The 26,076-nt window shown below is 50.8% G+C and carries 27 protein-coding genes and 3 tRNA genes; 4 read left to right on the forward strand and 26 right to left on the reverse strand.

Annotation, left to right across the window (positions count from 1 at the left end; translation table 11 throughout):
• The first annotated feature begins 4 nt into the window (after positions 1-4).
• Positions 5-1,426 carry an NAD-dependent malic enzyme gene (locus PGL02S_RS25660; protein ID WP_006207538.1) on the forward strand — a complete coding sequence of 474 codons (1,422 nt, stop codon included), beginning with the start codon at positions 5-7 and terminating at the stop codon, positions 1,424-1,426.
• A 41-nt stretch (positions 1,427-1,467) separates the two neighbouring features.
• Positions 1,468-1,716 (forward strand): hypothetical protein, encoded by a 249-nt coding sequence (locus PGL02S_RS25665; protein WP_006207537.1) that lies wholly within the window; start codon positions 1,468-1,470, stop codon positions 1,714-1,716.
• A 60-nt stretch (positions 1,717-1,776) separates the two neighbouring features.
• On the opposite strand, the gene PGL02S_RS25670 is transcribed toward PGL02S_RS25665, so the two are convergent.
• From PGL02S_RS25670 to PGL02S_RS25685, 4 genes are all read right to left on the reverse strand, one after another.
• Positions 1,777-2,355, reverse strand: coding sequence for a GNAT family N-acetyltransferase (locus PGL02S_RS25670; protein WP_006207536.1), 579 nt, complete (start codon positions 2,353-2,355; stop codon positions 1,777-1,779).
• Between the two features lie 45 nt (positions 2,356-2,400).
• Positions 2,401-2,895 carry a GNAT family N-acetyltransferase gene (locus PGL02S_RS25675; RefSeq protein ID WP_036644214.1) on the reverse strand — a complete coding sequence of 165 codons (495 nt, stop codon included), beginning with the start codon at positions 2,893-2,895 and terminating at the stop codon, positions 2,401-2,403.
• Positions 2,896-2,922: 27 nt separating this feature from the next.
• Positions 2,923-3,702: an aminoglycoside 3'-phosphotransferase gene (locus PGL02S_RS25680; RefSeq protein WP_036644213.1), complete on the reverse strand. Its 780-nt coding sequence runs from the start codon at positions 3,700-3,702 to the stop codon at positions 2,923-2,925.
• Positions 3,703-3,880: 178 nt separating this feature from the next.
• Positions 3,881-4,699, reverse strand: coding sequence for a helix-turn-helix domain-containing protein (locus PGL02S_RS25685; RefSeq protein WP_036644210.1), 819 nt, complete (start codon positions 4,697-4,699; stop codon positions 3,881-3,883).
• Between the two features lie 183 nt (positions 4,700-4,882).
• On the opposite strand from PGL02S_RS25685, the gene PGL02S_RS25690 reads away from it, so the two are divergent.
• Together PGL02S_RS25690 and PGL02S_RS25695 are read left to right on the forward strand one after the other, a co-directional pair.
• On the forward strand, positions 4,883-5,335 hold the full coding sequence (locus PGL02S_RS25690; protein ID WP_006207532.1) for a GNAT family N-acetyltransferase: 453 nt from the start codon (positions 4,883-4,885) through the stop codon (positions 5,333-5,335).
• Positions 5,336-5,417: 82 nt separating this feature from the next.
• Positions 5,418-5,921, forward strand: a complete 504-nt coding sequence (locus tag PGL02S_RS25695; RefSeq protein ID WP_100086454.1) for a spore coat protein — start codon at positions 5,418-5,420, stop codon at positions 5,919-5,921.
• 135 nt (positions 5,922-6,056) lie between these two features.
• Here the strand turns inward: PGL02S_RS25695 and trxB are convergent, their stop codons facing one another.
• From trxB to PGL02S_RS25805, 22 genes are all read right to left on the reverse strand, one after another.
• A complete protein-coding gene (trxB, locus tag PGL02S_RS25700; protein ID WP_006207530.1) occupies positions 6,057-7,010 on the reverse strand; it encodes a thioredoxin-disulfide reductase in 954 nt (317 codons plus the stop codon).
• Positions 7,011-7,120: 110 nt separating this feature from the next.
• Complete coding sequence (locus tag PGL02S_RS25705) at positions 7,121-8,857, reverse strand: tetratricopeptide repeat protein (RefSeq protein ID WP_006207529.1); 1,737 nt, start codon at positions 8,855-8,857, stop codon at positions 7,121-7,123.
• A gap of 89 nt (positions 8,858-8,946) precedes the next feature.
• Entirely contained in the window at positions 8,947-9,897 is a 951-nt protein-coding gene (locus PGL02S_RS25710; RefSeq protein WP_036644206.1) for a ribose-phosphate diphosphokinase, read from the reverse strand.
• Between the two features lie 171 nt (positions 9,898-10,068).
• Positions 10,069-10,908: a histidinol-phosphatase HisJ gene (gene hisJ, locus PGL02S_RS25715; protein ID WP_036644205.1), complete on the reverse strand. Its 840-nt coding sequence runs from the start codon at positions 10,906-10,908 to the stop codon at positions 10,069-10,071.
• A gap of 14 nt (positions 10,909-10,922) precedes the next feature.
• A complete protein-coding gene (hisIE, locus tag PGL02S_RS25720; protein ID WP_036644203.1) occupies positions 10,923-11,627 on the reverse strand; it encodes a bifunctional phosphoribosyl-AMP cyclohydrolase/phosphoribosyl-ATP diphosphatase HisIE in 705 nt (234 codons plus the stop codon).
• Positions 11,624-12,382, reverse strand: coding sequence for an imidazole glycerol phosphate synthase subunit HisF (gene hisF, locus PGL02S_RS25725; RefSeq protein ID WP_036644201.1), 759 nt, complete (start codon positions 12,380-12,382; stop codon positions 11,624-11,626). Before hisF ends, hisIE begins: the two co-directional genes overlap by 4 nt.
• A 65-nt stretch (positions 12,383-12,447) precedes the next feature.
• Positions 12,448-13,179, reverse strand: coding sequence for a 1-(5-phosphoribosyl)-5-[(5-phosphoribosylamino)methylideneamino]imidazole-4-carboxamide isomerase (gene hisA / locus PGL02S_RS25730; RefSeq protein ID WP_006207524.1), 732 nt, complete (start codon positions 13,177-13,179; stop codon positions 12,448-12,450).
• A 36-nt stretch (positions 13,180-13,215) separates the two neighbouring features.
• Positions 13,216-13,827 carry an imidazole glycerol phosphate synthase subunit HisH gene (gene hisH / locus PGL02S_RS25735; RefSeq protein ID WP_036644197.1) on the reverse strand — a complete coding sequence of 204 codons (612 nt, stop codon included), beginning with the start codon at positions 13,825-13,827 and terminating at the stop codon, positions 13,216-13,218.
• A 3-nt stretch (positions 13,828-13,830) separates the two neighbouring features.
• Positions 13,831-14,436, reverse strand: a complete 606-nt coding sequence (gene hisB, locus PGL02S_RS25740) for an imidazoleglycerol-phosphate dehydratase HisB (RefSeq protein ID WP_036644195.1) — start codon at positions 14,434-14,436, stop codon at positions 13,831-13,833.
• Between the two features lie 64 nt (positions 14,437-14,500).
• On the reverse strand, positions 14,501-15,784 hold the full coding sequence (gene hisD, locus PGL02S_RS25745; RefSeq protein WP_036644192.1) for a histidinol dehydrogenase: 1,284 nt from the start codon (positions 15,782-15,784) through the stop codon (positions 14,501-14,503).
• A 31-nt stretch (positions 15,785-15,815) separates the two neighbouring features.
• Positions 15,816-16,463, reverse strand: a complete 648-nt coding sequence (gene hisG / locus PGL02S_RS25750) for an ATP phosphoribosyltransferase (protein WP_006207521.1) — start codon at positions 16,461-16,463, stop codon at positions 15,816-15,818.
• A 52-nt stretch (positions 16,464-16,515) separates the two neighbouring features.
• Positions 16,516-17,709, reverse strand: a complete 1,194-nt coding sequence (locus tag PGL02S_RS25755) for an ATP phosphoribosyltransferase regulatory subunit (RefSeq protein ID WP_036644190.1) — start codon at positions 17,707-17,709, stop codon at positions 16,516-16,518.
• 355 nt (positions 17,710-18,064) lie between these two features.
• The gene (locus tag PGL02S_RS25760) at positions 18,065-19,291 is read right to left on the reverse strand and encodes an acyltransferase (RefSeq protein WP_036644189.1); all 1,227 of its coding nucleotides are present in this window, start codon (positions 19,289-19,291) and stop codon (positions 18,065-18,067) included.
• 176 nt (positions 19,292-19,467) lie between these two features.
• On the reverse strand, positions 19,468-19,974 hold the full coding sequence (locus tag PGL02S_RS25765; protein ID WP_036644187.1) for an acyltransferase: 507 nt from the start codon (positions 19,972-19,974) through the stop codon (positions 19,468-19,470).
• A gap of 13 nt (positions 19,975-19,987) precedes the next feature.
• Positions 19,988-20,638, reverse strand: a complete 651-nt coding sequence (gene ppaX / locus PGL02S_RS25770; protein WP_036644184.1) for a pyrophosphatase PpaX — start codon at positions 20,636-20,638, stop codon at positions 19,988-19,990.
• A 7-nt stretch (positions 20,639-20,645) separates the two neighbouring features.
• On the reverse strand, positions 20,646-21,779 hold the full coding sequence (gene lgt, locus PGL02S_RS25775) for a prolipoprotein diacylglyceryl transferase (RefSeq protein ID WP_036644183.1): 1,134 nt from the start codon (positions 21,777-21,779) through the stop codon (positions 20,646-20,648).
• A 20-nt stretch (positions 21,780-21,799) separates the two neighbouring features.
• Complete coding sequence (gene hprK / locus PGL02S_RS25780) at positions 21,800-22,738, reverse strand: HPr(Ser) kinase/phosphatase (protein WP_006207515.1); 939 nt, start codon at positions 22,736-22,738, stop codon at positions 21,800-21,802.
• A gap of 392 nt (positions 22,739-23,130) precedes the next feature.
• Positions 23,131-24,255 (reverse strand): ABC transporter ATP-binding protein, encoded by a 1,125-nt coding sequence (locus PGL02S_RS25785; RefSeq protein ID WP_036644181.1) that lies wholly within the window; start codon positions 24,253-24,255, stop codon positions 23,131-23,133.
• A 108-nt stretch (positions 24,256-24,363) separates the two neighbouring features.
• On the reverse strand, positions 24,364-25,584 hold the full coding sequence (locus PGL02S_RS25790; protein ID WP_036644180.1) for a PucR family transcriptional regulator: 1,221 nt from the start codon (positions 25,582-25,584) through the stop codon (positions 24,364-24,366).
• A gap of 151 nt (positions 25,585-25,735) precedes the next feature.
• A tRNA-Lys gene (locus PGL02S_RS25795) sits at positions 25,736-25,808 on the reverse strand.
• A 7-nt stretch (positions 25,809-25,815) separates the two neighbouring features.
• Positions 25,816-25,901, reverse strand: a tRNA-Tyr gene (locus PGL02S_RS25800).
• 12 nt (positions 25,902-25,913) lie between these two features.
• Positions 25,914-25,986 (reverse strand) — tRNA-Phe (locus PGL02S_RS25805).
• Positions 25,987-26,076 lie beyond the last annotated feature (90 nt).

A 26,076-nucleotide genomic window follows, 5' to 3' on the forward strand; every position in this document is an offset into this window, starting at 1 on the left:
AGTCATGAATACCAGCAAACTAGGCGGCAAAAGTGTCATTGCCCGAATCGAAATGAATACGGAAGAAGCAAGCTTTGGTCAAGTGACGGCCGCTATCTTTGAGGCTGGCGGCGATATCGTAGCCATTGACGTTATCCAGACCAGCAGTCATACTACGATTCGCGACGTCACCATCACCGTCATCGATACCGTTGACATCGACATCATTGCCGAGCGCATCCGCACCTTGCCGGGTGTTCGGCTGCAGCATCTGTCCGATCGCACCTTCCTGCTGCACCTGGGAGGAAAAATCGAGACCAAGCTGAAAGCGCCGATCCAAAACCGTGACGACCTCTCCCGCGTGTATACACCGGATGTCGCACGCGTATGCATGGCCATTCATGAGGAGCCGCGCAAGGCGTTTACGCTCACCGTGAAACGCAACACCGTCGCCGTCATCTCCGACGGCAGCGCTGTCCTGGGACTCGGCAATATCGGTCCCTATGCTGCGATGCCGGTCATGGAAGGCAAATCGATGCTGTTCAAACAGCTGGCGGACGTGGACTCCTTCCCCATCTGCCTGGATACGCAGGATACCGAGGGCATCATTGCGGCGATCAAAGCCATTGCCCCTGCGTTCGGCGGGATTAATCTGGAAGATATCTCCTCACCGCGCTGCTTCGAGATTGAACAGCGGCTGCGCGAGGAGCTGGACATCCCGGTATTCCATGACGATCAGCACGGAACAGCCGTCGTCCTGTACGCTGCCCTGATCAATGCGCTTAAGGTCGTTGGTAAATCGGTCGAGGATCTGAAGGTGGTCGTCTGCGGCATCGGTGCCGCGGGCATAGCCTGCAGCAAAATACTGTTGTCGGCAGGCGTGAAGAATATCATCGGTGTTGATCGCATTGGTGCACTGACGGCAGATCAGACGTATGACAATCCGATGTGGCAATGGTACGCCAACCATACCAACCCCGATCGATTGTCAGGAACGCTGCAAGAGGTCATCCAGGGTGCTGACGTATTCATCGGCCTGTCGGCCGGGGGAATCCTGAAAAGAGAGCATGTTCAAACCATGGCGGAACGTCCTATTGTCTTCGCAATGGCAAACCCGGTACCGGAGATTCTGCCGGAAGAAGCCGAGGATATCGTGGGTGTCATCGCCACAGGACGATCAGATTATCCGAACCAGATCAATAACGTGTTATGCTTCCCCGGCATCTTCCGCGGCGCCCTGGATTGCAGAGCTTCCGCGATCAACGAGGAGATGAAGCTGGCAGCAGCGGAAGCCATCGCTTCTGCTGTCTCGGACAAGGAACGAAGCAGGCACTATATCATCCCGAGTGTCTTCAACCAGCAAGTCGTAAGCGGTATCCGGGACCTCGTCATCCGAGCAGCCATCCGGACAGGAGTAGCCCGCAGAATTCCAAGAGAATATCGTTAACGATTATCGACTCCATTCCATGAAGCGGGGAGGATTCACTAATGGGAAGCAGCATAAGGGCCATCGTGGACATTAATATGAGGGCAAATGATTTCTCATCAAGCATCGTACTCGTCCTGGGGCCGGATCATTATATTGACGTAAAAAGCATACTGGGCCTAAGCATGACGCTGTACCGCAATCAAACCTACCTTCTGTACGTTTACGGCCCAGACCAATTGGAAGCGAAAGCCGCCATGCAGGAAGTATTCGCGAAGCATCATCTTCAGCTTCAGCTGAAAGAGGATTAGAGCTTCTTATATTCCGATAAAAAGCGCCCCCGATTATGCTCGTGGGGCGCTTCATTATGTTTATAATGGTTCCTCGGATGAATTTGATTGGTGGCGTTTCCCCCTATATTCTATGATCCAGCAGTCCCGAAGCTCTCCCTCATGCAGTTCATGCTTCTCCAGCATTCTTACCTTACGGAACCCGCACTTCTCATAACAAGCGATGGCACGTTCATTCCAGGTTTGCGGATCCATCACGATACGTTCGGCCTGCCGGTGATGCACGAGATAATCCACCATGGATGATACGAGTTTCGTGCCGATGCCCTGATTCCAATAAATCGGCTCTCCGATGAACTGATCCATCCCGAACGCTATGGAACCGGCTTCAGCCTTCTCATACCCGTAATGATATAGCCCCTCTTCATCCAGGGGATAAAACTGAATGTATCCGATCGGCTTCCCGTCATATTCGATCAAACACCGAGTCTCCTCATCATCCACGTAGAAATGCTCCCTCACCAGCGCTGGGTCATGGGGATGGTCCCTTCCCCCGTAGTACTGCAGCACATCCGGGTTGGATAGCCAGAACACCAAAGATGACTCATCTCTCTCCTCCAGCTCGCGGACCGTGATCGGTCCTGCCTCGTACACCAGCATCGTTATCCACCCTTCTCCATCATGAGTCGTTCAAGATTCCTTGTTTTAGACCACATCTGCAACCATCGTGATAGAGGTACCGCTCACCCCCACCTCCTGAAATCCAAAACGTTCATATAGTCTCATAGCCGCCGCATTCCCCGGATCTACGCTAAGCGATACCTTGTGAATTCCCTTCTCCTTCATTCCCCTGAACAATTCCTTCATGAGTGCGGTCCCAATTCCTTGTCCGCGGGATTCCGGAAGCAGCGCCATCCCGAGCTCCGGGATATCATCGCTGACATAACCGAATCCCTTGTTCCCTTCATCAAAATAACGGATATGGATCGAGCCTATCGGCTTGCCGACACCATTTTCAGCAATGTAACCCAGATCGCCGGCTCTGCCCCAGTTCTCCACATATTTTTTCATGAACGGCTCTTCAAGCACGTCCCGGCTAAAAGGCTCCTCTCCTTCAGTCACGTACAGGGACTCATACAGCATATCCCGCAAGAATGCCCCGTCCTCCATTCCTGCAGCGCGAATCTGATACGAATTCATATGCATTTCCTCCTTTCTCCTCTTCTGTTAGTTGATCATGTCTGTCAGTGCAGTCCATATAGCCAATCTCTCCGCATCGAAGTGGGTACGTCCGTAATGATTTAGGAAAATATCCTTGTAGTCATCGCAACTCAGATTATATCGCAGCGTCCAGATGCCCCAATAAAGGTCATAATGAAGGTCTCCAATCCCGCCATAACCCAGGTCAACGAATCCCTCGAGGCGGAAATCCCTCATGATGATATTCGGCAGACAGTAGTCGCCATGGAGAAGCACATCATGAACTGCCGTTCCTCCCAGCTTCTCAAGATCTGACAGAGCCCGTTCCCTTCCACCGGGAAAGGCTTCAATTTTATCTGATTTGCTCATGAGGCTTTCCTGATACTCTTTCAAAAGTTCAGCCGTTCGATTCGGAAATGGACAATCCGCAGCAGATAAAGAATGGAGATAACGAAGACTCTCCCCGAATACAGCAGCCAGCTTCTTCGGATCCTCCAGATGCCCTCCGGATACACCGTCATCCCCTTGCAGCGCTTCGGTCAGCAGGTAATCGTGCCCGTTATCCTGTTCATAAGCCATGACCTTGGGAGCCAGACCCTTTCCATATAAATAATCTGACATCATTCCCTCTCTCTTTAGTTCATCCCTTTTCGCTATCTTCAAAAACATACGTTGGCTCGCTCCCTCGATGTACAGGGTCTTGGCCTGTTCCGAGGAGCTGCTGTCATAGACGGCAGCTGCCTGGATATAGGGCTGCAAGCTGACAGGCAGCGTCTTTATATCAAATGGAATACGTACTCTTTTCATAACTCCTCCATACCTGCCATCCAATCGGCCGGCCTCAGTTCGATAGAATAAAGACGTCCCCCTCGGAACGCCTTCGGATCTGTACAGTATGAATTGGCGATTCACCGGTCTAATCCTTCCCTTGCAGCCGGTATTTTTTTGTTTAACCTATTTTAGATCACCAAAACGCCCTCTTCCATCACACCTTCTGCGCAAGCATCTTGGTCATGGCATGCCGATGCGGTATGCCGGACGAGTTGCAATCAAATATCACCTCCGGGCAGCTGTGAATCAGCCAATCGTGGTAATGCATCGTCAGCTCCCCGGATCTCCAATCATAAGCGTATGGCTCATTCTCCGGAGGAGGTGCAATGAACGGCTTCTGCACAAATACATTGAGGCAATGGAGTCCCTCTGTCGAAGTGAATGTTTTGTAATTGGCAAAGATCTCTTCACGATACTCCGGTCTGATATAATGCAGCACGCCACTGGAATACAGCACATCAAACTCCGAGTCCAGACGGTAATCCGAAATATCCGCCTTGAATACGTTCACGTGAACCCCAATCTGATCGGCCAGTCTCTTGGTTTTCTCAATCCCCGCATCCGAAATGTCGAAGGCAGTGACATCATAGCCATTACGGGCAAAAAACACCGCGTCCTTCCCTTCCCCGCACCCGATGTCAAGCAGTTTGATCCTTCTTGTCGGAGGAATCATCTCAAGCACCTGATAGCAGGCTGCGCCCGGCTCCGTGCCCCAATAATAGTCCGGCGTTTTGTACTCCTCCTCATAGATGCTGAGGGATTTGCCTGTTGAGGAATAACCGAACAGCTTATCCATACTGACTTCCAGCAGCTGCGACAGCTCCGGAAGCAGTGCGACATCGGGCATGGTCTGCCCGGTCTCCCATTTGGATACCGCCTGAAACGTCACGCCCAGCTTGTGCGCCAAGGCTTCCTGGGTAAGACCGCGCTCTTTGCGGTAACGGTTGATATTTTTGGCTAACATGTCTCTCATATGTATCACGCTCCTAATAACCACATTGTAGGGGCGTTCCGGGGGACGTACAATAACCTGCTTATTGAATCCCGGAGGAATTCAACCGCAAGTTGAATATCATCCAAATACAGGAATGCGCTGTAAAGACATGTTACAATAAACCTGTTTACATTACTGATGAAATTTTAAGGGAGAACACTCGTGAACATTAGAAAACTCAATACCCATGAAATGCCCCCCATGGACCTGCTGTTGCTTGCGGATCCATCGCCAAGACTCGTTGAGGATTATGTGAAGCGCGGCCATTGTTATGTAGCTGAAGATGAATCGAATATGATTGGTGTCTACGTCCTGCTGCCCACCAGGCCGGATACAATCGAGCTCGTGAATGTCGCCGTGAGCGAGAATCTCCATGGCCGAGGATACGGCAAGCTGCTCGTGAACCATGCCATCGGTCAGGCCCGAATTCTTGGATATGCCACGATAGAGATCGGAACCGGCAGCACCGGCGTCGCGCAGCTGGCACTGTATCAGAAATGCGGATTTCGGATGACTGGCATTGATCGGGACTTTTTTGTCCGGCATTATGATGAAGAAATCTATGAGAATGGAATGCGGCTTCGTGACATGGTGCGGCTGTCACAAGATTTATAGCATGGAGGAGGGCTATGTCATGCATGCAATCATGCAATGCACCATTCGCCCTTCCCCGGAATAGGCTAATGTATCATACTTAATGGAGGCAAACATTGTGAGCATAAAGCCAAACCCGAGCCATCTTGCATGGCATGAAACAATGAAGCTGCATGAAATAACCGCTTCGCAGACAAACAGCCTGATCGGCTTCAAGATGTCCATTCATAATATCAAGGATAAACATCTCCATGCACTGTATGCCGAAGCGATTAGAGACATCGAGCAGAACCTGCGGGAATTGCTGCCTTATTTTTCCGAAGCTCCAACAGGAACCCGCAGCCTTTCGGACTCGGAACTAACCGCTTTCTACGCAGGTCAGCTGCTGGGTTATGCCAAGTCCTCAATTCTCGGCTACGCTTCTGCCATTACCGAGACCGCAACGCCAAGCTTAAAAGAAACGTTCCACAAACAGATGCACAGAGCCATTGAGCTCCACACCAAGGTATTCAATTATATGCTGGAGCGCGGACTGTATCCGGCTTATAACCTGAAGGAATTGCTGGAGAATGACGTGAAGAATGCCAATAAGGCATTGGGCATGTAAACTTCTACAGCCAACGACGAAAAGCCCCCGACTGTACAGCAGGAAGCTAAGCGAGATATCGTCTCGCGCAGACTTCCTTCCGCTGTATAGCACAGGGGCTTTTTTTATCCATATACATCCTTAAGAGCAAGGGATTTATTTATTCAACGTTTCGCTCCAGTCATGCACCATGTGACCCTCCAGATACTTCTCGCAGTCCATTGCGGCCATACAGCCAGTGCCTGCAGCCGTAATCGCTTGGCGATAACGCGTATCCTGAACGTCGCCACAAGCGAATACACCTGGAATGTTGGTCTCCGTAGTTCCTGGCGTAACCAGAATATAGCCGGTTGGGTCGGTTGTGATTTGATTGCCGAGGAAGCCCGTATTCGGGGTATGCCCGATCGCTACGAACACGCCTTCCGCTTCAATCAGCTCTTCCCCGCCTGTCTCATTGTTGCGGACCTTCAACCCTTTAACACCGGTTTCGCTGGTAACCACCTCAACAGGCGTACGATCCAGAGCCCACTCGATTTTCTCGTTCTCACGTGCACGATCCTGCATGATTTTGGATGCACGCAGTTCGGTACGACGGTTCACGACCGTTACGCTGGAAGCAAAACGCGTCAGGAAGCTGGCTTCCTCCATTGCAGAATCGCCGCCGCCGATAACAACGATTTTTTTCCCGCGGAAGAAGAATCCGTCACACGTTGCGCACGTGCTTACGCCGCGTCCAACATTCTCCTGCTCTCCGGGAATTCCGAGATACTTCGCGGAAGCACCGGTCGAGATAATCACGGACTCAGCCAGAAGCTCACCCATTCCCTCGACATTCACCTTGAACGGACGCTCGGAGAAATCAACGGACTCCACCCATGCACTCTTGAACTCTGCACCGAAGCGCTCCGCCTGTTGACGCATGTTATCCATCAGCTCGGGACCCATAATGCCTTGCGGGAATCCAGGGAAGTTCTCAACCTCCGTCGTTGTCGTAAGCTGGCCGCCTGGCTGCATGCCTTCGATCACAAGCGGCTTCAGGTTCGCGCGCGCCAAGTAGATGGCTGCCGTCAATCCGGCAGGTCCAGTTCCGATTACGATTGTTTTGTACATATATACAGCCTCCTTAATGGTGATGATTTCTGCTGATCACTACATCCTATTCAGGACTTGCGGAATTTTCCGTACCAAGATCTCCTAAGTATCCGAATATGGGTTGTTACTTAAATGTTTTCCGTAAATGGCCGGAAATTATCATCCGGCTGCACTTTCGTTTCACATACGCTATCAATTTGACGCGCGTAGCGGCTAACCGTGGATGGCGAAATGCCGTAACGGACCGCAACCTGTTCATAGGTCAGGGTGCGTCCACGCTTCTTGGCCGTTAAATATTCCAATGCCGCTGCCCAGCCCTCCACATTCCGAATACTCGGAATATCAGGATACAGCCGGCTGAGGAAATCGGACCAGAGATTCTCCAGCTCTTTTTTCCAGAAGGCATCTACACGCATGTCCATCGTCTGTTCGGCCTTCTCCAGCACCGCCTTCCAGGACGGCAGCCAGTCGGGCAGCACCTCGCGGCTCTTGCCGCTGGACGTTTCGCGGTCATCGCGGCGTTCCTTCAGCCGATTGCTGGCGGCCTCCATCTGCTGGAGCACCAGACGAGCGGCATCCTTCAGCTCCGCATCCTCTCCCGGTTCCTGAAGGAACGATTGCAGAGCGTGCTGCACCTCTTCATCGGCAATCAATTCCAGGGTTCGGATCACTTGAAGCTTGGTCTGCGGATCGCCATGTCTCAGCGCCCAGAAGAAAGAAGAGCGAATTAGCGGATTCTGCTTCGCTTCCTCCGTCAATTTATCGCCATCATGCTCCCAGCGTTTGAACTGCTCCTCGAATGGAAGATGATAGTGGTAGCTTACCTTCATCTGGTCTGTTCCAGTCTCTTTGCGCTTCTGCAGCTGAGCCAGATAGAAATTCGGAATCACCGAATCTCCGTCCAACTTCAGCGCCTGCCGCCAGTATTTCTCGGCCCTGTCATAATCACCGCTGTTGCAAGCCGCAACGGCCGTGTAATGGTACAGGCTTGGATCGCCGCTGAACTCCTCATCCTTCAGAAGCCGGCGGAAATGACCGTACGCAATTTCATGCTGCCCCAGTATTCCCATCGTCGTAGCCAGCTTGAACACATGCTCCAGATGAAAAGGTACCGTCACTGTTAGCATGTCCATTAAACGGTCACGCTGCTCCTGATTTCCTTCATGCTGAAAGAAGATGGCCAGATTGCACAATCCGTGCAGATTGCCCGGCTCCTGATCCAGCACCTCGCCAATGGTACGCTTCGCTGTGTCGAAACGCCCCATATAATAATAAGCCAGAGCCAGATTATTGCGCGCAGCCAGAAAATCCGGGTAATCCTTGACGATCTCCTCCAATAGCTTGACCGCTTGTGCGAACTTGCCTTCCTCAAGCAGTGCCCGCGCATGCTCATGCTCGACCACGCCTTCACGACTCTTGATCCGGTTCAGCTTGGCAGGACGGTTAAGCTCATAATGAAGCAGTTCCATCATCTCTTCCGCCTCATCCAGAAACTGGCCGTTCGGATCTTCCTCCAGATAAGTGACAAGCGCCTCTTCCGCCTTCTCAAACTGTTCCATATTAGCGTAATTGTTCGCCATATAGAAATAGCATTCTGTCATCAACGGGTCCACCTGCTCCAGGATGTGAGCTAGAACATCGTTCGAAGCTTTATAATCTCCCGTCTCTGATAATATACCCGCCATATTGCAATGATTCACCGGATTATCCGGTTCATATTCAACAGCTTTGCGAAAATACTTCAGAGCCTTGTCATATTGGTAACGATCAAGCGAACGAACCGCGCGATCGAAGAAAAAATTGGCATTCATCTCGATAGATATAACATTGTGGGGGTCACTGGACCCATATGGATTACCATTCACGAAAAGCAAGGCACCTCCTTTAACTTGCTCCTCTATCCAGAACAGTATAACACAAGTTACAATGTCATTTGCAGAAAAAAGACACCAGTTTACACACCGGCGTCTTTGAATAAAGTGGCGATCGATCCGCCCTCGATAATGATATGAGATGCCTGTGCCAGCATAGGCGCAATGGACAGCACCTTCAGCCGCATCTTACAGTGATGCTCAGGGAGCGCAATCGAGTCTGTAATAACTATTTCCTCGATATGTGCATGATCAAGCCGGGTCAAAGCTTCCCCGGAGAAGAGTCCATGGGTCGCGCATACAATGGCATCTTGGGCCCCGCGCTCCTTCAGACCTTCTACCACTTGTACGATCGTTGATCCCGTATCAATCAAGTCCTCGATAATGATGGGCGTACGATCCGCCACATCCCCAATGACATGGGTGATGACCGCTTCGTTATGGGCAGGGCGCTGCTTCACCATCATGGCAAACGGCGAACCCAGGCGGCTTGCGAGCTTCTCCGCTGTCTTGGCCCGTCCCGCATCCGGAGATACAATGACAGGCTTCTCGATATTCTTGGCTTTCAGGTAATCCGTGATCAAATCCAGCGCAGTCAGATGATCCACCGGGATATTGAAGAAGCCCTGTATAGCTGGCGCATGCAGATCAATCGTGATGACTCGGTTGGCCCCGGCGGTGGTAAGCACATCGGCTACCATTTTTGCGGATATCGGCTCGCGCGGGGCCGATTTGCGTTCCTGTCTGGCATAACCGTAATAAGGCACAATGATATTAATCGTTCGGGCGGAAGCACGTTTGGCGGCATCAATCATCACCAGCAGTTCCACAAACATTTCATTGATCGGGTGAGAAAAGGACTGGAGCAGAAAGACATCGCAATTGCGGATGCTCTCTTCATAATGCACGTAAACTTCGCCACTCTGAAAGCGGGAAATTTTGATCTTCCCGAGTTCAACTCCCAACTGCTGGCTGATGTTTGCCGCCAGCGTCGGATTGGAAGTTCCGGCGAACAATCGTAGTGAACGATACATGAGGACCTCCTGACGAGAGTGGTTTATATGGTCGGCTGACGCAACGATGGTTTGAAAGCGCTATATCGTCAAATCAGGCCGTTCCCGTCTCCTGCACCCGTCGATGAGGGTCTTCTGGAGAGGAAAACAGCCGTCTGCAATGAACCTGTTTGCAATTAGTGCTTGTCTTTATTATACATTGTTTTCTCCCACATTCAAAAGCGCCATCTCCCGCTTCCGGTTACGGAAGGTTGCGATTTCCCGAACACCCAGCTCGGATAACAGTGCCCGTGCCTGATCCAGATGTTCACCGAGCTTCTTCGGCTGATGGGCATCCGACCCTAAAGTCAACGGGATACCGAGTCGGACCGCTTCCTCCAGCATGCGGCGGCTTGGGAACATTTCCTCGCATGCCTTCGATAATCCGGAAGCATTCAGCTCCATGGCAGTCCCGCTGTGAGCTACGGCAGCAAGCGCTGCTTGTTCCAGAGCGATCACGTCCAGCTTCTGATCGGGACCTGGTCCATATCCGAATCGTTTAATCACGTCCAGATGGCCCATGATATCATAGAATCCGGTTGCGGCGGCTTTCTGTACCGCATCATAATATTGACCGTAGACCTCAAGCGGATCCTTGCCATCCCAGCCGTGGGTCTGGCGATAATCCGTGATGTCCCATTCTCCCAGAAAGTGTACGGAGCCTATCACATAATCCCAGGGATAGTCCCTCACGATTCGCTCGATTTGTTCTTCATATCCCTCGATATAATCGCCTTCAAGTCCGATCCGAATGTCGATCTGTCCCCTGTAACGATCCTTTAACAGCAAGCATTCCTCCACGTAACGCGGCAGCTCGTCCATCGGCATCGCCATTTCAGGGTAATAGTCCTCTGGATTGACGTGGATTAAGGGCATGTGATCCGACAAACCCAGTTGATCCATCCCAAGCTCAACAGCGCGCCGCACATACTCCTCCAGTTGGCCTTCAGCATGTCCGCAGCGGGCATGGTGGGTATGGTAATCTATATGCATGGGCAGCTCTCCTCCTAATCGCGGCGCGGCCGTTCATGGCGGCGGCTCAGCTCATCCATGATCTCATCCAGCGGCAGCTTCCGTTCCTGCAGGAGCACCAGCAGGTGGTAGATCAGATCGCTGATTTCAAGTTTAAGCTCGGCATTGTCTTTATTTTTGGCAGCGATGATCGTTTCCGAGGCCTCTTCGCCCACCTTCTTGAGGATCTTATCAACGCCTTTATCAAACAAATAGGTCGTATAAGCGCCTTCCGGACGCTCGATCTCACGCTGGGCAATGACCTCTTCCAGCTCGGCAAGAACGGCAAAGCGCTCCCCAGATTCCGCCGCGGTACCCTGATTGGCAGGCTCACTCTGTTGACCCGGAACGGTAATCTCATTATGGAAGCAGGTCGTTTGACCGGTATGGCAGGCCGGTCCGTTCGGATTCACCTTCACCAAGAGGGTGTCCCCATCACAGTCATACGTCATGGAAACCACCGTCTGCACGTTCCCGGAGGTGGCCCCTTTATGCCACAACTCCTCACGCGAACGGCTCCAGAACCAAGTCTCGCCGCTTTCCAGCGTTAATCGCAGCGATTCCCGGTTCATATAAGCCATCATCAGCACCTCCTTGCTCTGTGCATCCTGTACGATCGTCGGTACCAGGCCTGCCCCGTCCCATCGAATATGCTCGCTGACCTGCTCCAGAGATAAATCTTTCAACATATCGTCGCTCACCGTATCTCCACTCCTTTTTGACTAAGATGCAACTTCAGATGAGGGATCGAGATTTCTTTATAGTGGAATATCGTTGCCGCCAGACCCGCATCCGCTTTGCCTGTTGTGAACACATCATAGAAGTGATCCTCACGCCCAGCGCCGCCGGAAGCGATGACCGGGATCCCTACCGCCGAGGATACAGCCGACGTCAGCGCCAGATCGAACCCGTCCTTAGTGCCATCGGCATCCATACTGGTTAACAAAATCTCGCCCGCACCTAAACTCTCCGCCTGCTTCACCCAGTCCAGCGCTTTAATGCCGGTAGGCGTACGTCCGCCATGCGTGTATACTTCCCATTCTTCCCACGTTTCGTTGTACTTGGCATCAATCGCCACAACGATGCATTGGGAGCCGAATTTGCGCGCTCCGGCCGAGATGAGCTCCGGCTGTCTTACCGCTGCCGTATTTACCCCGATTTTATCCGCGCCTGCCCGCAGAATCCGCTTCATGTCCTCGACAGACGAAATGCCTCCCCCAACGGTAAAAGGTATGGCGATTTCTCCGGCCGTTCGGCGAACAACTTCCTCCATCGTTGCCCGGCCCTCTACCGATGCCGAAATATCCAGAAAGACAAGCTCGTCTGCGCCTTCACGGTCATAGAGCGCCGCCAATTCAACCGGATCGCCCGCATCGCGGAGATTTACAAAATTAACACCCTTCACCACCCGGCCGTCTTTCACGTCCAGGCAAGGAATGATCCGTTTTGCCAGCATGCCGTTCCCCTCTTCCCCTATATGAACTCAATTTATCGTTAATCCGAACATGCCCGATTCCAGCATTAACCGATTCGTGTAACAGCCTCATACAGATCGATGCTGCCTGTATACAGCGCTTTGCCTACAATGGCTCCGCCTACACCGTCGCCGCTGTGCGCGCTGAGCGCCAGCAGATCGTCCAGCTTCGTCACGCCGCCCGAAGCGATGACCGAACGGCCGCTGGCTTTCGCAAGCGAGACAATCGCTTCCACATTAGGTCCCTGCATCATGCCGTCACGCGAAATGTCCGTAAAGATGAAGGTTTCCGCCCCTTTGGATGCCAGTTCTTTTGCCAGCACCTCGGCCTGCACCTCGGATGTTTCCAGCCAGCCACGTGTTGCGACATATCCGTTACGGGCATCGATTCCGATAGCCACCTTATCACCGTACTTGCCCAGCACCTCTTCCGTAAAGACGCGATCCTCGATGGCAGCTGTACCGATAATGACCCGGCTTACGCCTAGTGTGAGCAGCCGCTCCACATCCGCCAGCGTGCGAAGGCCTCCTCCTACTTGAACCGGAACCTGGACACTTGCCGCGATTCTCCCAATGATATCGTGATTGATCGGTTGACCCGCCTTCGCTCCGTCCAAATCCACCAGATGAATGAATCGGCCGCCCTGCTCCTCCCACGATTTTGCCACCTCTAGCGGATTGTCATTGTATACCGTTTCTTGATTATAATCGCCCTGAACGAGCCTGACGCACTTACCTCCGCGAATATCGATTGCCGGATATATGATAAAAGAGGACATCCCCATTCCCACTTTCCTTTGGTCTATTTGGTAGCCTTACGTCGTTAAAGCCAAGAAATTACGAAGCAAACTCATGCCGAGCTCCCCGCTCTTCTCCGGGTGAAACTGCATGCCGTACACAGAACCCCGGCCTACGATGGCCGTCACTGGTTGGCCATAATCGGTAGCCGCCAGCAAATCGGTCTGAACCTCAGGAAGAACATGATACGAGTGGACAAAATACACATGACCTTCCTCAAGCCCTGCAAACAGCGGATGCTCCCGCTTCTCGAACTGCAATGAATTCCAGCCCATATGCGGCACTTTATAGTCGCCACCCACAAACCGCACAACAGATCCGGGCAAAATATTCAGCCCTTCATGATTCCCGTGCTCTTCGCTCCGGCTAAACAGGAGCTGCATGCCGAGGCAAATCCCCAGCAGCGGCTTCCCCGATTCCGCAACTTCCTTCATGACCGTATCCAGCGAGGTTTGGCGCAGCTGCTCCATGGCATCACCGAACGCGCCGACCCCGGGCAGAATGATGCCATCCGCCGCCAGAATCTCCTCTCGCTCCCCGGTGACAAGCGGCTTATACCCAAGCCGCTCCACCGCTTTGCCAACGCTGTGCAGGTTGCCCATGCCGTAATCCACGATTGCAATCGCCATCGATTAGAGCACTCCCTTCGTGGAGGGCACGCCGGTCACCCGCGGATCCACGCTGGTCGCCTCATCCAATGCACGGCCCAGTGCCTTAAACACCGCTTCAATCATATGGTGTGTATTGTGTCCGTAATGAACGATGACATGCAGCGTGATCCGGGATTCCAGCGCCAATTTCCACAGAAATTCATGCACGAGCTCGGTATGGAAGGAACCGACCTGCTGCGAAGGATACTCGGCCCGATACTCAAAATGCGGACGGTTGCTGATATCCACGATGACTTGAGCAAGCGCCTCATCCATCGGTACAAACACGCTGGCGTACCGCTTAATCCCTTTTTTATCGCCCAACGCCTCGCGGAACGTCTGCCCCAGGCAAATCCCGATATCCTCCACCGTGTGGTGATCATCAATCTCGATATCCCCTTTTGCCTTCACGCGAAGATCAAAGTGACCATGCTTCGTAAACAAATCCAGCATATGATTCAGGAACGGTACATCGGTTTCCAATTCGGAGATCCCGGTGCCGTCTACATTGAAATCCAGGGTAATGTCGGTCTCATTGGTTTTGCGGCTCACGCCGGCTGATCTTGCTGCTGCATCCAAACTTCTCACGATTGATTGCCTCCTCTATACGGATATCCATACTAAATGGATGACTTTTGTTCTTCTCTGCTGTTTATCGTTCATGATCAAGCCGAATCCCGATCGCCCGGGCATGACCCTCAAATCCTTCGCGGCGGGCCAGCTCCATAATCTGCTCACCGTCACGCAGCAAGGCTTCTTTGCTGTAGTAGATCAAGCTGGATTTTTTAATAAAATCGTCCAGATCGACCGGAGATGCAAACCGTGCCGTACCATTTGTCGGAATGATATGATTCGGTCCCGCAAAATAATCGCCCACCGGCTCGGAGCTGTATGGTCCTAAGAAGATAGCTCCCGCATTCTCAATCTGGCCCACGATCGCCATCGGCTCCTCCGTCACAATCTCCAGATGCTCCGGCGCCAGCCGGTTAATGACTTCGATTCCTTCCCTCAGGGACTCGGTTATGATCACCGCGCCGTAACTGTCCACGGAAGCACGGGCAATATCACGTCGCGGCAGCAGCTCGAGCTGTCGCTGCACTTCAGCGGCAACGGCTTCACCCAGCTTGCGGGAAGGTGTCACCAGAATAGCGGAAGCCATCTCATCATGCTCCGCCTGGGAGAGCAAATCCGCCGCTATATAGGAAGCATCCGCACTGTCGTCGGCCAATACCGCAATCTCGCTCGGACCGGCCAGGCTGTCAATATTGACCGCACCGTACACTTCACGCTTGGCCAGCGCCACGTAAATGTTGCCAGGTCCGCAAATTTTATCGACAGGAGAGATGGTCTCCGTTCCATAAGCCAGCGCAGCTATCGCTTGTGCTCCTCCTACGCGGTAGATTTCCGTAACGCCAGCCTCCGCAGCAGCCACCAGGATATAAGGGTTGATTCCATCCTGACCGCCGGTCGCCGGTGGCGTCACCATGACAATCTCGGGAACTCCAGCCACTTGGGCAGGGATGACATTCATCAGGACCGATGAGGGATATGCCGCTTTTCCGCCAGGTACATATACACCCACACGCTGCAACGGACGAATGATCTGTCCCAGTATGCTGCCATCGGCTTGAAAATCCATCCAGGAATTTCGTTTCTGCTTCACATGAAATCTACGAATGTTATCCGCTGCTGCCTGAATCGCCTTCACGAACGAAGGCTCCACATGACCGTAAGCCGCCTCGAGCTCTTCCTCCGTTACGCGAAGGTGGTCCGCAGTCAGATGGACGCTGTCCAATTGCTCAGTATGCCGCAGCAAGGCAGCATCCCCTTCCGTTCGAATATCCCGCACAATCGCCTTAACGACTTCGTTCTGCTCCGGTGTGCCATAATCGGTCTCCCGCTTCAGCTTAAAATCCTGTGCTGATACAACCTTCACCTTAATCTCCCCCTATCCCGCTGCATGGTCCCTACCGTGAAACATGAGCTCCCTCAGACATGATGGCCTTGTGCAGCCGATCGCACAATGCCTGAATTTCATCATTCTTCATCCGATAGCTCACACGATTGGCAATGAGACGACTCGTAATTTCAAAAATGCTGGTCATCTCCACCAGTCCGTTCTCCTTGAGTGTCTGGCCCGTCTCGACCATATCGACGATACGATCTGCCAAGCCGATGAGCGGTGCAAGCTCAATGGAACCATTCAGCTTAACCACCTCGACCTGCTGACCCTGCTCACGGAAATACTGTGATGCCACATTCGGATATTTGGTTGCCACCCGCTGAGTGATGCCCGGCTTCCAATCTGGCAAGCCAATAACCGACATCCTGCACCGCGCGATTCCGAGATCGAGCAGCTCATAAACGTCTTTGTTCTCCTCCATCAGCACATCCTTGCCCACGATACCGATATCGGCGACACCGTATTCCACATAAGTCGGCACATCCACCGGCTTCGCCAGAATAAATTCCATTCCTGCCTCCGGCAAGGAAATGACCAGCTTTCGCGTTTCATCCACATCGAGGGGAATCGGTAGTCCGGCCGAACGGAACAGCGCGGATGCTTTTTTATATATACGCCCTTTGGGCATCGCTACTTTCAACGTTTCCGCCACGTTCAAATCCTCCTAACCTTAACTTATATAAAAGATGAATCACGTCCACGTTCTATTGAAGTGTGATAATCTCCCGGTATCCTCTATGGAGCAAACTCCCGGATATGACAGGAGCCCCTTCGTCTCCACCGTTTGCATGATCCGGAATAATTGAAGTTATAACCGTATGACCCTGTGCGCGAAGATCAGCCGCCTTAGCTAATCCTTTCTTCCGATAGGAAGCCGTGTAACGAATGAGAACAGGAAGGTCTTCCACAATCTCGGAACCCTGTACTCCATCCAATATACGGTTGGTCTTGATGGCAAAACCTGTTGCCGGAACCGCACGGCCAAACTGCTGGAGCAGCTTGTCATAACGACCACCGCTTGCCACAGGGGAGCCTAATTCCGCCGCATAGCCCTCGAACGTCATCCCTGTGTAATAGGAGAAGTCCCCGAGCATGGTGAGATCAAACAGAACATGCCTGGAGACATCGTATGCCTCCAGCACCTCCCATACCTTGCATAGATGCTCAATAGAAGCCCTGGCGAGGTCATTGCTGCTAATCTCAAGAGCTTGACCGGCAATCTCCCGGCCACCGCGCAATCTTAGAATTCCTTCTAACTGTTCTTGCTGTCTTGGGGCCAGTTGCAGGCTGGCGATGGTATTCCGGTATCCGACGTAATCCCGATTCAGCAGATCCTCCTTTAAACTTTCTTGATCTTCAGCCCGCTCAGGAAGCACCTGCTGGAGCAGACCATTAAGATAACCCATATGTCCCATCGCAATCTTAAATCTCTCGACGCCTGCCGCCTTGAGCGATTCAATGGCCAATGCAATCACTTCGGCATCCGCCTCAGGGGAATCATCGCCTACAAGCTCAACACCCGTCTGGAAGAATTCCGCTTCCCGTCCCGCTTCCTCTTCAATCGCGCGAAACACATTGGCATGGTAAGACAAACGCACCGGAAGCGGCTCATCTTTCAGCAGTGATGACATGACCCGCGCTATCGGAGCCGTAAGATCAGATCGAAGCACCATTGTTGTTCCACGTTTATTAAGTAATTTAAACAGTTTCTGGTCCGACGTAGAGCTTGCTACGCCTACTGTATCGTAATATTCCATTGTTGGTGTCATGATCTGCCGGTATCCCCAGCGGTCCATGCACGCAAGCACTTCACGTTCAATCCGGCGCAGCTTGGTGACTGCATGGGGTAGATAATCACGAACACCTGCCGGTTTCTCGAAGCCTTTTGGTTTAGACATGAAGCTTCACCTCAAATCAGAAAAAGTCTTTAATATGGTAAAGTGTTACCTTGCTAATAAATTAAAGGATATTGGCTATATTACCATGAATAGATCCCGATCGTCAATGCATGGGAAATGCGTACATCTATGTATCGTTCTCTGTTTCTAACGACATTAGCCGCCCCAGGGCCAGCTTCACTTCTGGGTATAATTGTAACACAAGAACGAGCAGCAGTGGCTGGCTTGGCTGGTGATCATCCCCAGCCATGCCTTATGCGCACCCATACAAAAAGCCGCCCGATTGCCGGACGGCTTGGTTCATGATCGTTGGTATGAGATGAAATTATGCCTGCTATGATTACAGATATTACAATTACAGATCAACCGACTTCTTGCTGTCGCCTGTAACGGTATCCTTTTTTTGCGACGGCGTCTTGGGTGCTTTGGATGATGGTTTTAACGAACGCGGCACGCTGCCAAGCAGCATCCAGGAGCCCGGGATCCACCGGAACATGGTTTGCACCACAAGCGCACTGACAATCAGCGCGGTTACCATACCGCCATATACCCAAATGAGATAATCATCGGTTACCGGGTTCAGCTTCAGATCGTATTCCCGATACAAGAACAGCCACAATGGATGCACCAGATATATCGCGAACGATAGCTCGCCAATCCGTGTCAGGACCTTAACGATGAGTTTCCAACCGCTATTGTACAGCCAGCTTGCCAGTTGCATCAGCACAATCGCAGAGAAGACGGTATGCAGATTCCACAGGAGCTCGTACAACAGGGAATCGTATTTGGCACCGTGCAATCGCTGATTGTACCAGATTTGCACATGAGCCAGTGCCACCGCGATCCATCCGGCCCACAACACGACCGTGCCTGCCCTTTGACCCGAAGTCTGCTTCTTCCATGAGGACGTTAACCAGCCCTTGAATTTATCGTAATTCATCGCCAAGTACGCGCCCAGCATGTAATAGGCTAGATAAGAGATAGCCAAGCTGCCTTTAAACGTATATTGCAGTTCATACTTATTCCATAAGATGAAGCCCCATTGGAGCAGGAATCCGATCGGAACCGCCCACCGCACCAGAAACTGGGACGATTTGAACAGCTTGAGGAAGATCGGGAACAGAATGTAGAACTGCAAACTGATGAATACAAAATATAAGTGCGTATAGTTCTGTCCGCGAATCAGACGCTCAAAGAAAAGCGGCATTTGTGCCCATAGATCAAACGAACTGTTCAGCAGTCCATTCTGATACATCCGAACAAAGAAGTAGAGGATAGAGAACAGCACATAAGGCAGCAGAATATACAAAAGCCGCCGTTTGTAGAAGTTCTTGATCAAATCCTTGGTCAATGGACGGTCTGCATAGTTATAGAACAACACAAAACTGCTCAGAAATATAAACGAAGGTGTGCCGTATTTAAAGAAGATATTCAAAAAATTAATAATATAATAGAACCGCGAATCGATTGCATCCACCGTTGCAAATGAAGTCGCATGTACGTGAAGCACGCCCAGAATAGCCATCGCACGATAGATATCGAGTTGCGGCAGCCTTTCCTTTTTGTTCAGCGTAGCACTCATGTCAGGCGTCGCCTCCTTTTATTTCAGCTTTTTCATAGAGTCCATGTATAAGGCGGCGGGCAAAAAAGTCCCTCAAGGCCATTACCCAGGGGACTATAGTTCGCTTTCTGTCATGTCATCCTCATCTCATTTTACAATAAATCCGACAGCTTGAGAACCTGACATGTCATATTACCTCAAATTGACTCACTTTCCGTCGATGTCCTCTTCAGCTCTCGCAATGGATTCCCGCCTACAAAGACACCTGGTGCCACATCCTTATGTACAACAGATCCTGCAGCAACAACCGCTCCATCCCCAATGGTTACACCAGGCAATATCGTTGTGTTCGCGCCGATCAGTACGTTCTCCCCAATCCATACCTCTCCTAGGCGATATTCCTTGATTAAATACTCATGTGCAAGAATGGTTGTATTGTAGCCGATCACCGAATTCTCACCGATGGTTATTTTCTCAGGAAAAAACACATCCACCATGACCATCAGTCCAAACGCAGCATGCGGACCTACCTTCATCCCGAGCATATGGCGGTATATCCAGTTCTTCATGGGCAGGATGGGGCAATAGCGCGCCAGCTGGATAAAGATGAAGTTCTTCACGCCCTTAAAAGGGCTAACGGTACGGTAGATTTGCCACAGCGCGTTCGGCCCTTCTACAGGATAACGGGTAATCTTTCTGGCCATGCTGCCAAAACTCCTATTCCTCTGGAAGTCCTGCGATATCGTACAGATCTCTCATATCCCTCAAAATAAAATCCGGACCATACTCCTTCAGCTTCAGCTCACCCTTCAGGGACCAGGCTACTGCGGCAGCCTTAACGCCTGCCGCCTTCGCAGACTGAATATCGACTGGACTGTCACCGATCATCAACGTTGTCTCCGGGTTCGCACCCAGCCGCTCTATCGCTGTCAGAACGGGTTCGGGATGCGGTTTGGGGTGTTCTACATCATTCACCGTAACAATCGCAGACATGAAGCGTTCGAGATCGAACTTCTCCAAAGTCATCATCGTGGAGGGACGGATCTTCGTCGTTACGATGCCCAGGGCTAACCCGTGTCGATGAAGACGCTCCACGACTTCATTCACATGCGGGAATGGTCTGACCATCTCATCATGATGAAGCGTGTTGAACGAGCGGTAGGCTGTTACAAACGGGCTCACATCTTCGACGCCCCCTGAGAAAGCCTGCAGCTGCTGTTCAAGCGTTGTCCCCATATGCGGAATGATCTGCTCTCTGGTCAAAGGCCCTGGAGCCTGAGACTCGAATACATGCAGAAATGATGAAATGATCAATTCATTCGTATCAATAATGGTGCCGTCCAGATCAAACAGTACGGTTTCAATCATGCTGCAACTACTCCTTTTTGTCCTCCGTATCTGGTTTTATAACCGGAGTCTCATCCACCTGCGTTTGCTTGGCCTCCGCCTCCTGAGCTTGGGTAAGAGGGCTCTTATCAACAAGTTCCGCTGTTTCCACTGTCTCTTTATGATTTTTCGAAGAAGTTGCCGCCGGGGATTTCACTGTTTTATTCGTTTGCAGCTCCGCCTCCGGGGTTGGGCTGACTCCTGCTTTGGTGGACACGATCGGATCCAGATAACGCACATTCGCTCGACCTGTCACACGGCGTACAATAATCAGTATGATGCCTGCAATAATAAACAAGACAGACAACAGCTGTGAGATACGGATGTTTCCGTAGGCCGGATCCAGATGGCCCAGTTCAAAGCCCATCCAGGTCATCGGTGCCCATAGCGTATTGTTAATGAAGTCGGCAAGGCCGGTAGAGCCTTGAAATGCCAAGCTGTCCGTGCGCACCGCTTCAATGAAGAAACGGCCAATGGAATACCAGATGAAATATCCGATGAAAAGTTCGCCGGAACGCAAGAATTTTTGTCTCCGGATAATAAGCAGTACAACAATACCAACCAAATTCCACAATGATTCATATAAGAAGGTAGGATGATGGAATACGCCTTGTACATTCATCTGATTCACAATGAAATTAGGCAGATGCAGCTCCCCGCGCAAAAATGTTTCGCTTACAGGACCGCCATAGGCCTCCTGGTTGACGAAATTCCCCCAGCGTCCAATAATTTGGCCGGCCAATAGAGACGGAGCACAGATATCGGCAATTCGCCAGAACGAGTAGCCCCTTCTGCGAACAAAGATCAGCGCGCAAATAATCGCACCGATAAGTGCGCCGAATATCGCAATACCGCCATTCCATATTTTGAACACATCGAGGAAGTTATCCTTATAGTCTTCCCACTTAAAAGCAACATAATAAATGCGTGCACCGATGATGGCAGAAGGAACGCCGAGCAAGAGCAAGTCCATAAAGAATTCCTGCGGAATGCCAAAACGCTTGCCTTCGCGAATGGCCAGCAGCAGACCCGCCAGTGCCCCAAGCCCCAAAATCAAGCCATACCAATGAACACGCAGCGATCCGATGGAGAACGCCACCGGATCGATGAGCAATGTTTGCATCACTTATAACCTCCCTAGTCCTAGTCCAAATCGTCCATATCTTCAGCGATGGTTGCCGTCAGCTTGTTCGTAAACTGCAGTGCAGCATTAAGTCCCATTTGTTTCAATCTGTAGTTCATGGCTGCTACTTCAATAATAACCGCAAGGTTACGTCCTGGACGAACGGGAATGGTCACCAGAGGGATATCCGTCTCTATAATACGCGTGGTCTCTTCATCCAAACCCAGACGGTCATACTGCTTATCCTGCTGCCAGGCTTCCAAGCGAACAACGAGGGTGATCCGCTTGTTATTCCGAACAGCCCCGGCTCCGAATAATGTCATTACGTTAATAATACCGACTCCGCGAATCTCCAAAAGGTGACGAATCAACTCCGGCGCCGTTCCGTGAAGCTGAAAATCCGAGGTTTGGCGAATCTCAACCGCATCATCGGCAATTAACCGGTGTCCACGTTTTACAAGTTCGAGCGCTGTCTCGCTCTTCCCGATACCGCTTGAACCGGTAATCAGCATACCCACGCCGTATACATCACACAATACACCATGAATGGTTGTAGTCGGTGCTAATTTTCGCTCCAGGAAGCTTGTGAATCGGCTCGTTAGAATGGTAGTTGCCATACTGCTGCGCAGAATAGGCAAACCTCGCTCATTCCCGAGCTCAACCAATTCCTCCGGCACTTCCAGCGAACGCGTAACCACGATACACGGTGTTTCCTCCGTACACAGACTACGCATCCGTTCTTTACGTTCCTCCGGTTTCAGCATCCCGAAGAAAGCTAGCTCCGTGCGCCCCATAAGCTGTACACGCTCACGCGGATGGTACTCAAAATAGCCCGCCATTTCCAATCCTGGACGATTCAGATCGTCCGTTGTAATCTGACGTTTCAAGCCTTCCTCGCCTGCGATGACCTCCAGCTGAAACTGCTGGACCAGCTCGGATACCTTCACTTTCTTGGCCATGGTCTTACCCCTCTTCTTCCGTTGTATGTTGACATCACAACACAGCCGTTACACGACTCATCTTGGATGATATATTTCATAATCTGGTTATTTCCAAAAAATGTTTATTCAAAAAAATATTCCAATTCCACGTCTTTATCTGTCATCAACATATGTCGCCACGTTCTAAACGCCGCTTTTTCCGCATGCACGAAACACTTATGTATGCCCTGCTTTGTGCTTATCTTATCGAAAAAAGCTACTGAATGCAATTCTCTTTGCCCTTCCGATAGGGACAATAGGCTTATATCTGCTGAGAAACGAATAAATAAGTACCACTATAAATGCCTCTTTCTCCTAAAAAAACCGCCCCTTGAGGGGCGGTTTTCAAGAGAATGCCGTATACCGGAGAATTAGTCTCCCAGCAACACGTTCAATTCGGACTCTTTATCAAAGATATGAACTTTGTTCATGTCGATTGCCAATTTAACATTATCGCTTTCACGTGTAGTGGAACGTCCGTCTACACGGCCGATAACAGTATCAGTACCCAATCCACTCAGATACAAGAGCATTTCGTGACCGAGGTTCTCTGTAACGTCAACTTTTGCATTGAAGATGGTGTTCGGGGAAGCTTCCAGGAATACTGGCTCTTCATGAATATCTTCAGGACGAAGACCCATGATGACTTCTTTACCGATCATCGATTTGTTTTTAAGGATTTGAGCTTTGCCGCCTGGAACCTGAACGTTCAGTCCCTCGGAAGTGAAGTACACGCCTCCGTTTTGTTCAGACAATTTACCGTTGATAAAGTTCATGGTTGGGGAACCGATGAAACCAGCAACGAACAAGTTGTTAGGGCTGTTGTACAGCTGTTCTGGGGAATCCGCTTGTTGAATGATACCGTCCTGCATAACAACGATACGGTCACCCATTGTCATAGCTTCTGTTTGGTCATGCGTTACATAAATACAAGTGGTTTCAAGACGCTTAACCAGCTTCGTAATTTCAGCACGCATCTGACCGCGGAGTTTCGCATCCAAGTTGGAAAGCGGCTCATCCATCAAGAAGACTTGTGGATCACGGACAATCGCACGTCCCAAGGCAACACGCTGACGCTGACCACCGGAGAGAGCTTTTGGCTTACGCTCGAGCAAATGCCCAATGTCCAAGATTTTAGCTGCTTCACGTACACGTTTATCGATTTCGTCTTTCTTCACTTTGCGGAGCTTCAAACCAAATGCCATGTTTTGATATACGTTCATATGTGGATACAAGGCGTAGGATTGGAATACCATCGCGATGTCACGATCTTTAGGTGCTACATCATTAACAACGCGGTCGCCAATGTAAAGTTTACCCTCAGAAATTTCCTCAAGTCCTGCGATCATACGCAATGTCGTGGACTTACCGCAACCGGAAGGACCTACCAATACCAAAAATTCTTTATCTTTAATATCCAAATTAACGTCAATTACAGTTGCTTTATCCGCACCTGCATACTTTTTGTAAATATGCTCTAAGCGTACACCAGCCATGTGCATTTGCCCCCTCATATGAATGTTATGAAATCGAATACAATTAATTTATAATCTTATATTACCCCATAGGCACCTGACTTGCTATACACAATCTGCACAAAAAACCTATTTCCTTTTCGTCACTTTATACAATAGAAGCGTAATTTTTACTAATACCGCATCACTGAAGCTGCGAACATCGAGACCCGTCTCCTGTTTGATCTTATCCAGACGATAGAGCAGCGTATTCCTGTGAATATACAGATGCTTGGCTGTCTCGCTCACATTACAGTCCAATTCAAAGAAGGACTCCAGCGTAGACAACGTCTCGCTATCCTCGAACAAATCGGTATGCCCTGCAGCATACTCCCGCAGAAACTGATTACGTTGATGCTCAGGGATACTGTATACCAAACGCTCCAGGTGGAGCCCGGTCGATAGATGGATATGTTCTTTAACCTGGAACGTGCGGCCGATTGTCATCGTCTCCCTCAACATTCCAACCGTCTGTGGCAAAGCATGAAGCGCATTAACGGCCGGTATAGCCGAGATATGGAAATCCCCGACCCATTCCGTTGAAACCAGCTCGTACAATCCCATACAGAACAGAGACAGTAAATCCTGATCGCCTTCGGCTGGGGAATCCTCTTTATCATCTGTCGTGATTCCATCCAACAGCTCTTGATTCGCAAGTATAATCCATTCTTTATCCAGAAGCGGCACCAGAATAATGTCCCCGTCAAAATAACTTTTTAATAACCGCTGCAGCGCTTTATAACTCGGCGTCGGCGCGTGTTCGCTTTCATTAATCAGAAGGAATGGAACCATTTCCTCTGTTAAACTTGAGCGGAGCAGAAGCTCATCCGGCAATTCAGCTAACAGTTCTCCGGCTTGAAGACGTTCCTTTAACCATGCACCCAGCTGCTGAGCGCGCCGTTCATCTTCGACCTTAACGCTGCTTTTCGACACTATCCCTGGAGATGTCTCATGAATGCTCGACAATAAAAGGGTTATAAGGCCAATCTCCGACTCCGTCAGAACATTCCGATCTGCCACGATCACCCGGACAGGGTCCTGCGGATTAACCGGAATCCAAACCTCGTTAAGCGCTTCATATTCGTAGGCGCCAGCCTGGGTTCGCTCTTTACGTGATGTCTCCCTTTCTCCACGGAAAATGGATCCAAGAGCCTCTTCCACATTATGATGACCGATGCGGTTGCCATGCCGCTGTGAGGCTGTCATGGATTCTTTTAGCCATGCCGCTTCTTGCGCGTTCAATGTTTTTAAACCGAGTGAGGTACCCAGGGTCTGCTCCAGCTTCTGAACGATGTGCTCCATCTCCACCATTGATGACTCCACCACTTTATCGTTTTTTTCTTATTTTAGCATATCACCCTGTACAAACTACAATTCATTCATTGGAAGCAGATCGGTTTGCAGCAAACTTATCTTCTGAAAAAACAAAAAGAGCCGTCAACAACGTTGACGACTCTTGGGATGAGCCATGAAGGACTCGAACCTTCGACACCCTGATTAAAAGTCAGGTGCTCTACCAACTGAGCTAATGGCTCTTATTACTGGTGGAGGATGATGGATTCGAACCACCGAACTCGGACGAGAACAGATTTACAGTCTGCTGCGTTTGGCCACTTCGCTAATCCTCCAGGATATAAAGGTGGCTCGGGACGGAATCGAACCGCCGACACGAGGATTTTCAGTCCTCTGCTCTACCGACTGAGCTACCGAGCCTTATGTATTGACATAAAAATAAAGTGCGGAGTGTGACACTTCCCACTTTAATCTGTGGAAAACTAACCATTATTATTCCTATAAAGAAAT

The sequence above is a fragment of the Paenibacillus glucanolyticus NBRC 15330 genome, assembly GCF_004000885.1.
Classification (GTDB): domain Bacteria; phylum Bacillota; class Bacilli; order Paenibacillales; family Paenibacillaceae; genus Paenibacillus_AQ; species Paenibacillus_AQ glucanolyticus.

Excerpts from the sequence above, each read along its gene's own strand:
- PGL02S_RS25660 (WP_006207538.1), top strand. The coding sequence starts at position 5 with ATGAATACCAGCAAACTAGGCGGCAAAAGTGTCATTGCCCGAATCGAA.
- PGL02S_RS25665 (WP_006207537.1), top strand. The coding sequence starts at position 1,468 with ATGGGAAGCAGCATAAGGGCCATCGTGGACATTAATATGAGGGCAAAT.
- PGL02S_RS25670 (WP_006207536.1), bottom strand. The coding sequence starts at position 2,355 with ATGCTGGTGTACGAGGCAGGACCGATCACGGTCCGCGAGCTGGAGGAG.
- PGL02S_RS25675 (WP_036644214.1), bottom strand. The coding sequence starts at position 2,895 with ATGAATTCGTATCAGATTCGCGCTGCAGGAATGGAGGACGGGGCATTC.
- PGL02S_RS25680 (WP_036644213.1), bottom strand. The coding sequence starts at position 3,702 with ATGAAAAGAGTACGTATTCCATTTGATATAAAGACGCTGCCTGTCAGC.
- PGL02S_RS25685 (WP_036644210.1), bottom strand. The coding sequence starts at position 4,699 with ATGAGAGACATGTTAGCCAAAAATATCAACCGTTACCGCAAAGAGCGC.
- PGL02S_RS25695 (WP_100086454.1), top strand. The coding sequence starts at position 5,418 with ATGGAGGCAAACATTGTGAGCATAAAGCCAAACCCGAGCCATCTTGCA.
- trxB (WP_006207530.1), bottom strand. The coding sequence starts at position 7,010 with ATGTACAAAACAATCGTAATCGGAACTGGACCTGCCGGATTGACGGCA.
- PGL02S_RS25710 (WP_036644206.1), bottom strand. The coding sequence starts at position 9,897 with ATGTATCGTTCACTACGATTGTTCGCCGGAACTTCCAATCCGACGCTG.
- hisJ (WP_036644205.1), bottom strand. The coding sequence starts at position 10,908 with ATGCATATAGATTACCATACCCACCATGCCCGCTGCGGACATGCTGAA.
- hisF (WP_036644201.1), bottom strand. The coding sequence starts at position 12,382 with ATGCTGGCAAAACGGATCATTCCTTGCCTGGACGTGAAAGACGGCCGG.
- hisA (WP_006207524.1), bottom strand. The coding sequence starts at position 13,179 with ATGTCCTCTTTTATCATATATCCGGCAATCGATATTCGCGGAGGTAAG.
- hisH (WP_036644197.1), bottom strand. The coding sequence starts at position 13,827 with ATGGCGATTGCAATCGTGGATTACGGCATGGGCAACCTGCACAGCGTT.
- PGL02S_RS25755 (WP_036644190.1), bottom strand. The coding sequence starts at position 17,709 with ATGTCTAAACCAAAAGGCTTCGAGAAACCGGCAGGTGTTCGTGATTAT.
- PGL02S_RS25760 (WP_036644189.1), bottom strand. The coding sequence starts at position 19,291 with ATGAGTGCTACGCTGAACAAAAAGGAAAGGCTGCCGCAACTCGATATC.
- PGL02S_RS25765 (WP_036644187.1), bottom strand. The coding sequence starts at position 19,974 with ATGGCCAGAAAGATTACCCGTTATCCTGTAGAAGGGCCGAACGCGCTG.
- ppaX (WP_036644184.1), bottom strand. The coding sequence starts at position 20,638 with ATGATTGAAACCGTACTGTTTGATCTGGACGGCACCATTATTGATACG.
- lgt (WP_036644183.1), bottom strand. The coding sequence starts at position 21,779 with ATGCAAACATTGCTCATCGATCCGGTGGCGTTCTCCATCGGATCGCTG.
- hprK (WP_006207515.1), bottom strand. The coding sequence starts at position 22,738 with ATGGCCAAGAAAGTGAAGGTATCCGAGCTGGTCCAGCAGTTTCAGCTG.
- PGL02S_RS25785 (WP_036644181.1), bottom strand. The coding sequence starts at position 24,255 with ATGGCTGGTGTACGCTTAGAGCATATTTACAAAAAGTATGCAGGTGCG.
- PGL02S_RS25790 (WP_036644180.1), bottom strand. The coding sequence starts at position 25,584 with ATGGTGGAGATGGAGCACATCGTTCAGAAGCTGGAGCAGACCCTGGGT.